1 protein-coding gene is annotated in these 611 nt (G+C 36.5%); it reads left to right on the top strand.

The genetic code is table 11. From position 1 onward, the window contains the following. The first annotated feature begins 65 nt into the window (after positions 1 to 65). The gene (locus tag HT719_RS11270) at positions 66 to 221 is read left to right on the top strand and encodes a hypothetical protein (RefSeq protein ID WP_172929248.1); all 156 of its coding nucleotides are present in this window, start codon (positions 66 to 68) and stop codon (positions 219 to 221) included. Positions 222 to 611: the final 390 nt, after the last annotated feature.

Below are 611 nucleotides of genomic sequence, written 5' to 3' on the forward strand. Positions count from 1 at the left end.
TTTGAATGTTTGGAACGCTTTTTTAAAACTAAATAACTATATAATAAAAAATAAGGGGACACGAAATGGACACCAAAGCTAAAAAGTTCACACTTGCAACGATTTCAGCTCTATCACTTCTTGGGGTAGGAATTGTTACATCACAATCAGTAGCTGCTAATGATAGGCTGGTTTCCACTCAAGCAATCAATGGTCAATCCTACAATATCTTAAACTCTTAGGTCACTAGTACTTCTTCTGGTACTACTCTAGTTGGGATTGAAGGGACTTTCTTAACGCCATATAAACAGGCTATCTTAGACCGTATCAATGCCATTCGAAAAGAAACAACAGACGAAGGTCTAGTTACTAGCTATGTTCCTATCAAATGGTCAACTGCACTAGAAAAAACAACCTTCATTCGTGCAGCAGAAGCTTCGATCACCATTAATCACACACGCTTGTCTAGTAAGGACATTTGGAGCGCCTGGTCTTCAGGAAATTTCTCACCAGCAGAAAACTTGGCTTGGAACTATGACGGATTTATGACAGCTATTAATCAATGGTATGAGGAAAAAGCCGATTATGTTAATACTAAACTAAAATAAAAAATCATTATATAATAGTAATAT

Source organism: Streptococcus sp. k-378, from assembly GCF_013277505.1.
Taxonomy (GTDB): domain Bacteria; phylum Bacillota; class Bacilli; order Lactobacillales; family Streptococcaceae; genus Streptococcus; species Streptococcus pseudopneumoniae.